General features: G+C 62.6%; 7 protein-coding genes, 1 tRNA gene and 2 rRNA genes (1 of these 10 only partly in view). 7 read left to right on the top strand and 3 right to left on the bottom strand.

Translation table 11 applies throughout. From position 1 onward, the window contains the following. From ACO05L_RS12050 to ACO05L_RS12040, 3 genes are all read left to right on the top strand, one after another. Nucleotides 1-2,097 (top strand): 23S ribosomal RNA (locus ACO05L_RS12050) (it extends 688 nt beyond the left edge of the window). A gap of 75 nt (nt 2,098-2,172) precedes the next feature. Further along, nucleotides 2,173-2,287, top strand: a 5S ribosomal RNA gene (rrf, locus tag ACO05L_RS12045). A 61-nt stretch (nt 2,288-2,348) separates the two neighbouring features. Beyond that, a tRNA-Met gene (locus tag ACO05L_RS12040) sits at nt 2,349-2,425 on the top strand. A 467-nt stretch (nt 2,426-2,892) separates the two neighbouring features. On the opposite strand, the gene ACO05L_RS12035 is transcribed toward ACO05L_RS12040, so the two are convergent. From ACO05L_RS12035 to ACO05L_RS12025, 3 genes are read right to left on the bottom strand one after another with little or no spacing between them, the layout of a single operon-like run. Further along, entirely contained in the window at nt 2,893-4,059 is a 1,167-nt protein-coding gene (locus tag ACO05L_RS12035) for a glutathionylspermidine synthase family protein (RefSeq protein WP_421729410.1), read from the bottom strand. Nucleotides 4,060-4,062: 3 nt separating this feature from the next. Further along, entirely contained in the window at nt 4,063-4,803 is a 741-nt protein-coding gene (locus ACO05L_RS12030) for a PspA/IM30 family protein (protein WP_421729409.1), read from the bottom strand. 15 nt (nt 4,804-4,818) lie between these two features. Continuing rightward, on the bottom strand, nt 4,819-5,514 hold the full coding sequence (locus tag ACO05L_RS12025) for a YjfI family protein (protein ID WP_421729408.1): 696 nt from the start codon (nt 5,512-5,514) through the stop codon (nt 4,819-4,821). A gap of 135 nt (nt 5,515-5,649) precedes the next feature. Here ACO05L_RS12025 and ACO05L_RS12020 point away from each other — a divergent pair, with 135 nt between their 5' ends. From ACO05L_RS12020 to ACO05L_RS12005, 4 genes are all read left to right on the top strand, one after another. Next, nucleotides 5,650-6,297 (top strand): DUF2491 family protein, encoded by a 648-nt coding sequence (locus tag ACO05L_RS12020; protein WP_421729407.1) that lies wholly within the window; start codon nt 5,650-5,652, stop codon nt 6,295-6,297. Between the two features lie 24 nt (nt 6,298-6,321). Further along, nucleotides 6,322-6,735 carry a DUF350 domain-containing protein gene (locus ACO05L_RS12015; protein ID WP_421729406.1) on the top strand — a complete coding sequence of 138 codons (414 nt, stop codon included), beginning with the start codon at nt 6,322-6,324 and terminating at the stop codon, nt 6,733-6,735. Between the two features lie 8 nt (nt 6,736-6,743). Next, complete coding sequence (locus ACO05L_RS12010; protein ID WP_421729405.1) at nt 6,744-7,358, top strand: DUF1190 domain-containing protein; 615 nt, start codon at nt 6,744-6,746, stop codon at nt 7,356-7,358. A 197-nt stretch (nt 7,359-7,555) separates the two neighbouring features. Next, complete coding sequence (locus tag ACO05L_RS12005) at nt 7,556-9,784, top strand: TonB-dependent receptor (protein ID WP_421729404.1); 2,229 nt, start codon at nt 7,556-7,558, stop codon at nt 9,782-9,784. Nucleotides 9,785-9,837 lie beyond the last annotated feature (53 nt).

Raw genomic sequence — 9,837 nt, 5'->3', positions numbered from 1 at the left:
AGTTCGACGTATGACGACCCGAAACTAGGTGATCTATCCATGAGCAGGTTGAAGGTAAGGTAACACTTACTGGAGGACCGAACCCGTGAATGTTGAAAAATTCTGGGATGACTTGTGGATAGGGGTGAAAGGCCAATCAAACCTAGACATAGCTGGTTCTCCGCGAAATCTATTTAGGTAGAGCGTCCGACGAATTCCTTAGGGGGTAGAGCACTGGATGGTTGCGGGCTGCGCGAGCGGTACCAATACTAACCAAACTCCGAATACCTAAGAGAAATATCGGGCAGACACACGGCGGGTGCTAACGTCCGTCGTGAAAAGGGAAACAACCCTAACCATCGTCTAAGGCCCCCAAGTACTGGCTAAGTGGGAAACGATGTGGGATTGCTTTGACAATCAGGAGGTTGGCTTAGAAGCAGCCATCCTTTAAAGAAAGCGTAACAGCTCACTGATCAAGCGATCCTGCGCGGAAAATGTAACGGGGCTCAAGCCAGTCGCCGAAGACATGGGTTTGCACTTTGTGCAAGCGGTAGCGGAGCGTTCCGTAAGCCGGTGAAGGTCAGGCGTGAGCCTGGCTGGAGGTATCGGAAGTGAGAATGCTGACATGAGTAACGATAGGAGTGTGAGAGACACTCCCGCCGAAAGACCAAGGGTTCCTGCGTAAAGCTAATCTGCGCAGGGTTAGTCGGCCCCTAAGGCGAGGCTGAAAAGCGTAGTCGATGGGAAGCAGGTAAATATTCCTGCACCAGCTGGAAGTGACGGATGGCGTAACTCGTCAGGGCTTATTGGATTGCTCCTGGCGGGGAAGTTGTCCCTGGAAATAACTCCAGCAGAGACCGTACCCGAAACCGACACAGGTGGTCAGGTAGAGTATACCAAGGCGTTTGAGAGAACTGTGCTGAAGGAACTCGGCAAATTGCACGCGTAACTTCGGAATAAGCGTGACTCTCCTTGCGCAAGCAGGTGAGAGTGGCACAAGCCAGGGGGTAGCGACTGTTTAGCAAAAACACAGGGCTCTGCGAAGCAGCAATGCGACGTATAGGGTCTGACGCCTGCCCGGTGCCTGAAGGTTAAAGGGAGTTGTGAAAGCGACGAACTGAAGCCCAGGTAAACGGCGGCCGTAACTATAACGGTCCTAAGGTAGCGAAATTCCTTGTCGGGTAAGTTCCGACCTGCACGAATGGCGTAACGACTTCCCCACTGTCTCCAGCACAGGCTCAGTGAAATTGAATTCCCCGTGAAGATGCGGGGTTCCCGCGGTCAGACGGAAAGACCCTATGAACCTTTACTATAGCTTCGCCTTGGCGTTAGCGACCGTATGTGTAGGATAGGTGGGAGGCTATGAAACCGGGGCGCCAGCTCTGGTGGAGCCATCCTTGAAATACCACCCTTACTGTCGTTGACGTCTAACCGAGGGCCGTTATCCGGTCCCGGGACATGGCGTGGTGGGTAGTTTGACTGGGGCGGTCGCCTCCTAAAGTGTAACGGAGGCGCGCGATGGTGGGCTCAGACCGGTCGGAAATCGGTCGTCGAGTGCAATGGCATAAGCCCGCCTGACTGCGAGACTGACAAGTCGAGCAGAGACGAAAGTCGGCCATAGTGATCCGGTGGTCCCGAGTGGAAGGGCCATCGCTCAACGGATAAAAGGTACTCTAGGGATAACAGGCTGATTTTGCCCAAGAGTCCATATCGACGGCAAAGTTTGGCACCTCGATGTCGGCTCATCACATCCTGGGGCTGGAGCAGGTCCCAAGGGTTCGGCTGTTCGCCGATTAAAGTGGTACGTGAGCTGGGTTCAGAACGTCGTGAGACAGTTTGGTCCCTATCTGCCGTGGGTGTTCGAAGCTTGAGAGGATCTGTCCCTAGTACGAGAGGACCGGGATGGACATACCTCTGGTGGACCTGTCATGGCGCCAGCTGTGCAGCAGGGTAGCTAAGTATGGAATAGATAACCGCTGAAAGCATCTAAGCGGGAAACTAACCTCAAAACAAGGCTTCGCTGAGGATCGTGGAAGACTACCACGTTGATAGGCCAGGTGTGGAAGTGGGGCGACCCATGAAGCTTACTGGTACTAATAATCCGATCGGCTTGATCGTTTCTCAGCAAAACTCATTCGATTTTCGAATACGACAATGTCTTCTCTCATTACAGTCTGATATCCGCCTGGTTGACCCGGTGGTTATGTCGGAGGTTCCCCACCCGATCCCATCCCGAACTCGGTCGTTAAGCCCTCCAGAGCCAATGGTACTATGTCTCAAGGCATGGGAGAGTAGGTCGCCGCCGGGTCTACCAGCCGGATATCTCACTGTAATGTCTCTCGAACATCTTCCTTCACACTACCGTTTGCCGCGGGATGGAGCAGCCCGGTAGCTCGTCAGGCTCATAACCTGAAGGTCGTAGGTTCAAATCCTACTCCCGCACCCAAGATTCTAACCCGCTATCCTCAAGGATAGCGAGTTTTTCTTTGACCAAATTCCAGACCCAAATCCCCCGCTGGAAGCCTCGGGGAAGCGGCAGGGCTTCAAACCCAGGCGGCGACGGGCCCAGATCACGTCTGCGAGAGGGCGTTATCAGCGCCGCCCTGCGTCGTACGGTCGCTCCCGGTCGCTAGAGGCCTTCACCCTCAGCGGCACATGTCGAAGCCAGCGAGATCTCGGTAAGACTGACTCTGGCTCGTAGAGGACGGTGGGAAGGTCCGCTTGCTCGATGGAGGTGCGGAAACGCTGTGCGCCGCCCTGCCCGCGACATTCCCGCTGGTCCGTCTCGGATGCTCAGCTCACCTCAACCGCAATCAGCGGTCGCTTGAAGTGGGGCTTTTGTTGCCGAGCCTCCGGATCTGTCGGCGTTTGATGCCGCCATCTGACCGACCTGGTCGATCGCTCTGATCGGCGTCAGTCCCGGATGAAGTGGGGCAGGAAGCGCGAGGTGTTGCGGGTGATCAGGCTGGTGTCCTCGCGCAGGCTCATGCCCGCAGCCTGATCGCCGACGACCCAGGAGCCGACGATGACGTGGTTGCCGTCGAAGCTGGGCGGGTTGCTCAGGGCCTGGCGGATGAAGCGTCCCTCGCCATAGCCGCCGTCGATGACCTCGGCGGTGCTGCGGCCCTGTTCGATCAGTTCGACGTTGGCGCCCTCGCGTGAGAACAGGGGCTTTCTGACATAGGAGGCGCCCAGCGCCGTGTGGGCCGGATCGTCCTCGAAATAGGCTTCTAGCAGGTTGGGGTGACCCGCGTGGCGTTCCCACAACAGGGGCAGGATGGCCTTGTTGGACAGGATGCTTTTCCACGCCGGTTCCAGCATCGTCACGTTCGCCGTCGGCAGGGGCGCGGCGTAGTCGTCGCGCAGCATCTGCTCCCACGGATAGAGTTTGAACATCGCCTGGATGACCCAGTTCTCGTGGTCCACGAATTGGCCCTCGGCGTTCAGGCCGATCTGGTCGATGGCGACGAACTGCGGCTCCAGCCCCGCCTGCTGGGCCAGGTCCTCGAGGAAGCGCACGGTCTGGCGGTCCTCGACGAAGTCGGCGTCCGAGCTGAAGTGGACGAAGCCGCCGTTGGGGAAGATGGCGCGGAAGCGGTCGACCAGCTTTTCGTGCAGGCTGTTGAACTGATCGGCGTCGGCGGGCAGGACGCCGGCCTTGATCTGATCCTCCAGCCACAGCCACTGGAAGACGGCGGTCTCATAGATGCTGGTCGGGGTGTCGGCGTTGTATTCGTACAGCTTGGCCGGGCCCGTGCCGTCATAGGCGAAGTCGAACCGGCCATAGAGGGAAGGGTCGCCCCGGTTCCAGCTGTCGGCGACGTAGTCCCGCATGGGCTCGGGGATATCGAGCTGCTCCATCAGCCGCTCGGACTGGACCGCCTCGGCGACCAGATCGAGGCAGAAGCCGTGCAGTTCCTCGGTCGGCGCTTCGATCCCGTCCTCGACCTCGGCCATAGTGAAGGCGTAGGCGGCGGTTTCGTCCCAATAGAGCTCGCCGCCGGTGTGCCGCCAGGTGAAACCCAGGCTGTCGGCCTGGGCGTCCCAGTCGGGGCGGGGATCAAGGCGCAGACGCTGCATGGATCAGGCCGGGTCCTTGTCGGGCGTGGATTGGCCGATGCGGGGGGTGACGATGGTCACGTCCTTTTGCGTCAGGCGCGCCAGAACGTCGTCGGCCGACGAATGGCCGGGCAGGATGCCGGCGTCGCGCAGCTTAGCGTCCAGATCGGCGCCGGTGCGGCGGTCGTCCAGGGCCTGGTTCTCGCGCAGCTTCTCTTCCTGCACGGCCTGGCGCTGCTTGATGCGTTGCAGGCTGTCGGCGGCCGAGCCGATGCGCGAGTTGGCGCCGGCCGAGTTCAGGGCGACCGAGGTCTGGGCGCGCTGGACGGACTCGTTGACCTTGACGATGTCGATCTCGCGACGAAGCGTCTCGATCTTCTGGTCGGTCGAGGCGATGGCGGTACGCAGGCGCGTCTCGGCCGTCTTCATGTCCTCGATCAGCGGGCCGCGGCTGTTGATCTCGACTTCCAGCTCGGCGATGCGCGAGGCGACTTCGCGGGCCAGATCGGTCTTGCCCTGGCCCAGGGCCGAGCGGGCCGAGCTTTCGTATTTGGCGATCTGGTCGTTGAAGCTGGCCATCTCGTTTTCGGCCATGCGGCGACGCGCCACCAGGCCGGCCAGGTCGTCGCGCGCCTTGCCCTGGGCATTGTCGGCGTCGCGGATTTCCTGGTCCAGGATCTTCAGCGCATTGGCGTCGACGACGCCCTGGGCCGCGTCATGGGCCGTGCCGCGGAACAGGGCGGAGAGTTTTCTGAGCATGGACATGGTCGTTTTCCGGGATCAGGCGGCGTCGGCGCCGAAGGTTTCACGCAGTTCAGTGGCGTCGATGGCGTTTTCCGCCAGGGTGCGCAACTCGATCAGGATGGTTTGCAGCGTCGTCTTGCACGACAGCTCGCCCATCAGCTCATAGACGTCCTCGCCGCCGACGTTGGTGATGGCGAAGTTCGACAGGGGCACCACGCGCTGGGCCTTGAGCAGGAACTCGTTGAAGGCGTGGCGGTCGGCCTGTTCGGCGACCGGCCACAGCAGGACCGAACAGACGATCTGGGCGCCGCCGACGCTGAGATAGACGGGCAGGTCGCCGTATTCATGCATGGTCGCCAGCAGCACAGGCTCGGCGCCTTCCAGCACGCGCAGGGTCATCTCGCCCTCGCGGACCAGGGGCGAGGCGTCCATGGCCTCCTTGATGGCCGGCACGGTCCAGGGGGTTTCGATCACGGCGTCCATGTGGTGGTCGTCTCCAGAGGGGATGGAATCAGAAGTGGGGCGGCGCGCCCGACCAGCAAGGTCTCGGCCGGCAAGATGGGGGCCGCGCGTGGAATCGGTGACGATGGCGCGGACCGCCGCCTTAACGTCGTCGCGGGCGGCCTCGGGCACCCAGAGCTCAAGCTTGATCAGCCCGGCCTCGCGGCGCGCGTGACGCCACGCACGGATGCGGTCGTTGGCCGTGGAGGAAGGGGCGGGGGACGAGGTCATGTTTCATGTAACGCGTAACATGAACGCTTGACAGCGGGCAAGATGGCATGGAATTTCGGACCATGAACCGCATCATTCGGTCGCAGCGTCCGTGTTCTCTCGCCGTCCGGCCTCGACGCGCCTAGATAGTCGCTCATGTTCAGGAAACTATTCGGACAATCGGACAAGGCGGCGCCCGTTTCGCCGCTGGCGACCGTGCGCAACATCACCGTGGGCCGCACGGTGGCGCTGGACCCTCTGGCCTGGCGCCGGCTGGGCGACGAGACCCATTTCACCCTGGATCGCGACGTGCTGAACATCACGGCTCAGGGACGCGTCAGTCTGGACGGCGGGCAGTACGTCCATCGCTTCTATACCGACGACCACGTCATGCTTCAGGCCATGAGCGACGACGAGGCGGGCGCCGAGGCCTATGACTTCAGCCTGTTCACGCCCTGGACTTCGGCCTATCCGCCGGGCGAGCGCGAGCGTCGCATCTGGCGCGACCGGCTGTCGGCGCCGGTGTTCCATGGCGCGGCGGAAGACCTGCCGGACTATCCGCGCTTCTGGTTCGCCGAGAGCGATGCGACCCAGCCGCCCGTGACCCTGTGGGAGACCATCTGGGACGACCGTGCGGCGACGACGCCCTACGCCAAGATTTTCCAGACCTGTATGCTGTACGCGCGCGATCTGGCGGGCGGGCGTGAACTGATGATCGCTCTGGAACAGCAGCCCGAGGGCGGCGAGACGACGCACGAAATCATGATCGGCATTCCGCTGGAAATGGCCGAGTTCCGCGCCTGACGGGCGCACACGGAGACGCAGACAATGTTCGACTGGTTCGTATTTCAGCAGGGGGCGACCGCCTTCCTGATCGCCTTTGCGGCGGCGGGCGTCTTCACCCTGGGCTTCAAGGTGATCTACCAGTGGGTCACGCCCTATCATGAGCGGACCCTGATCCGCGAAGGCAACCCGGCCGCCGCCATCGCCCTGGGCGGGGCGCTGATCGGCTATGTCTTGCCTCTGGCCTCGGCCCTGTCGCACACGGTCAGCCTGATGGAGTTCGCGGCCTGGGCGCTGCTGGCCGGGGTCATCCAGATCGTGGCCTTCGTCGTCACCAGCAAGCTGGCCTTCAAGAACCTGGTGACCCGGATCGAGGCGGGCGAGATCGCCGCCGCCATCTATCTGGCCGCCATCACCATCTGCGTCGGGCTGCTGAACGCCGCCTGCATGACGGCATGAGCAGCGCGATGACCGATCCCAAGGACCTGCCCCAAACCACGACCATGCGCCGGATGAAGCGTTCGCGCGTCCTGCACGTCAGCAGCCTGATGGCGACCGCCAGCTTCTCCCTGGCCGCCTGTGGCGCGCCTCAGCGCGCGGCGCCGGAGCCTGAACTGGCCCAGGTCTATACCTCGCTGGACGAATGCCGGGCCGCCAACGACATCACCGACGCCGAGTGCGACGCGGCCCAGGCCCAGGCCCAGAAGACCGCCGCCGAGACCGCGCCCCGCTACGCCACGCAGTCCGAATGCGAAGGCCAGTGGGGGCCGTCCCAGTGCCAACCGAACAACAGCGGCGGCGGCTCCTTCTTCACCCCTCTGCTGGCCGGGTTCGTGGTCGGCCAGATGCTGAACGGCGGCGGCTATCGCGGCGGCGGGGCCATGTACCGCGACCGCAACAACCAGTTCTCGAACGGCTATGGAGGGGGCTACGCCTACCGTGACTACCGCACCGGCAAGACCCTGACGAACGGTCGCGAGCATGGCGACGTCGCGCGCCAGGCGCCCAGCCGGGTGCAGAGCCGCACCACCGTGGTGTCGCGCGGCGGCTTCGGCGGCGGCGGACGCGGCTACGGCGGCTAAGGCTGCGCAATTTGGCGCCTTCCAGAGGTCGGTTTTTGCTTTCCAGCTATCGATCAGGCTCACGATGAAGTGGCCCGCGTGGCCCGTTGCCGCCGATAATTGACCTCTCCGGGCCAGCCGCTGTCGCGGGACCGTCATAGCGTTCGTCATCGCCGTTCGTTCTTGCGCCGGCGGATCGACATCTGGAGGGGATATCCATGACGACGAATGCACACCTTAAAACCGCCTTGCTGACCGGCGCGGCTCTGGCGCTGTTCGCCACGCCCGGACTGACGCAGACCGCAAGCTCGAACGAGCCGACCACCTTCCTCGACGAGGTCGTCGTCACGGCCAACAAACGGGCCGAGAATGTTCGCGACATTTCCGGTTCGATCAGCGCGGTCACCGGAGAGCAGCTGGAACAGATCGGCGCCCAGAGCTTGGCCGACTACATCCAGCGCACGCCCGGCGCCGTGTTCAACTCGTATCAGCCCGGCGTCTCCCACGTCGTCCTGCGCGGTATCGCGACCAGCTCGGGCAACGTCCAGGGCCAGGGCACGACGGGCTATTATCTGAACGACATTCCTCTGGCCGAGCCGGGCTTCACCATCGTGATCCCGGACATCGACGCCTTTGATCTGCAACGGGTCGAGGTGCTGCGCGGCCCGCAGGGTTCGCTGTTCGGCGCGGCCTCGATGGGCGGCGCGATCAACTATGTCGCCGCCCTCGCCAATGCCGACGCGTTCGACGCCGCCGTCGAAGTGACCGGCAGCCAGACCAAGAACGCGGACCTCAGCTTCGCCACCAAGGCGATGATCAATGCACCCCTGACCGACAATTTCGCCGTGCGCCTGACCGGGTTCCACCGCCAGGAGCAGGGCTATCTGGACAACATCGGCATCGGCAAGGACGGCTCCAACGAAGTGAGCCAGTCGGGCGGACGCTTCTCGGCCGTATGGACGCCGAACGACGACACCACCGTGACCTGGCTGAGCATGTTCCAGGAAACCGACGCTGCCGATAACTCCTATCAGCAGCCCGCTGTCGGCGACCTGAAGCGCGACACCGCGGTGCCGGAATACACCGACACCAAGGTCGAGATTCACAGCCTGCGCCTGGACCACGACTTCGGCTTCGCCAACTTCACCGCCCTGGCGTCGTTCCAGAAGAAGTCGCAGGACTGGCAGTTCGATTACACGCCGATCCGCGTCTTCTACAACGCCGACCTGGGCATCAACCTGACCAATCCCCTGTTCATCGAGAGCGGCGGTTCGAGCGAAGGCAAGAGCCTGGAAATGCGCCTCGCGTCTCCGTCGGGCAATCGGTTCGAATGGGTGGTCGGCGGCCTGTACTTCGAGACCGACAAGTTCCTGTACGAGCAGATCGGCGCGATGGGAGCCAGAGAGGCGTTCAACAACTCGACGCTGCCCTTCTACGCCGGAGGCGGCAATATCATCGCGCCGGAAGGGGACATCTTCAACGCCTTCATGACGACGGTCGACGGTACCGAAAAGGCCCTGTTCGGTGAGGCCTCCTATCACCTGACGCCGGAATGGAAACTGACGGCCGGAGGTCGTCTGTTCAAGACCGAGATCAGCACCCGCACGACCCAGGTCGGCTTCTCGACCTATCCGGGCGCGCCTGTCATCACGGGTGCGACGACGAAAGACGACGGCTTCTCGCCCAAGGTCGCGCTGACCTACACCCCGAGCGACGACCTGATGGTCTATGGTCTGGTGTCCCAGGGCTTCCGTTTCGGCACGCCCAACGTGCCCGGGATCACGGCGGATCCCATTCCGGCGGGATCGACCAGCGACGAGCTGACCAACTATGAGCTGGGCGTTCGCACCAACTGGCTGAACCGCAGCCTGCAGATCGACGCCACCCTGTTCTATGTCGACTGGAAGGACATCCAGCTTCGCCTGCCGACGACCGACGGCTTCAACTATGCCGCAAACGGCGGTTCAGCCGAGAGCAAGGGCGTCGAACTGTTCGTCGCCTGGGCCCCGACGTCGCAACTGGATCTGACCTCCAGCGTGACCTACACGGACGCCCAACTGACCGAGCCGTATTTCATCTTGTACTACGGTACGGCCCCGGACGGCGCGCAACTGCCGGGTTCGGCGGAATGGTCGGTGTCCAACACCCTGGCCTATCGTTTCCAGACCCAATACGACCCGACGCTGGTGCTGACGCATTCCTATCTGTCCGAGGGATACAGCGACATCAACTCGACCATCCCCGGCGTCGTGCCGAACCTGCAAGGGGACTACAATCTGTTCGACGCGCGTCTGAGTGCGCAGTTCGGCCAGACCCGCGTCACCGTGTTCGGCTCGAACCTGGCCGACGAGCGGGGCGTGACCCGGTCCGTGTCCGAGGTCAATGGTCTGGGGCAGGGCATCGTGCGTCCGCGCACCTTCGGCGTCACCCTGAACTGGTCCCTCTAGGCCTTCGGCCTGTAGAGACTTGGATACCAGTATCCTGACAGTAGCGACCCGCG

This window comes from Brevundimonas sp. (assembly GCF_965227765.1).
Taxonomy (GTDB): Bacteria; Pseudomonadota; Alphaproteobacteria; order Caulobacterales; family Caulobacteraceae; genus Brevundimonas.
This window is presented reverse-complemented; position numbering and strand designations above follow the sequence as displayed.

Coding starts and splice junctions, on each gene's coding strand:
- ACO05L_RS12010 (WP_421729405.1), top strand. CDS start 6,744: ATGACCGATCCCAAGGACCTGCCCCAAACCACGACCATGCGCCGGATG.
- ACO05L_RS12005 (WP_421729404.1), top strand. CDS start 7,556: ATGACGACGAATGCACACCTTAAAACCGCCTTGCTGACCGGCGCGGCT.
- ACO05L_RS12020 (WP_421729407.1), top strand. CDS start 5,650: ATGTTCAGGAAACTATTCGGACAATCGGACAAGGCGGCGCCCGTTTCG.
- ACO05L_RS12025 (WP_421729408.1), bottom strand. CDS start 5,514: ATGACCTCGTCCCCCGCCCCTTCCTCCACGGCCAACGACCGCATCCGT.
- ACO05L_RS12030 (WP_421729409.1), bottom strand. CDS start 4,803: ATGTCCATGCTCAGAAAACTCTCCGCCCTGTTCCGCGGCACGGCCCAT.
- ACO05L_RS12015 (WP_421729406.1), top strand. CDS start 6,322: ATGTTCGACTGGTTCGTATTTCAGCAGGGGGCGACCGCCTTCCTGATC.
- ACO05L_RS12035 (WP_421729410.1), bottom strand. CDS start 4,059: ATGCAGCGTCTGCGCCTTGATCCCCGCCCCGACTGGGACGCCCAGGCC.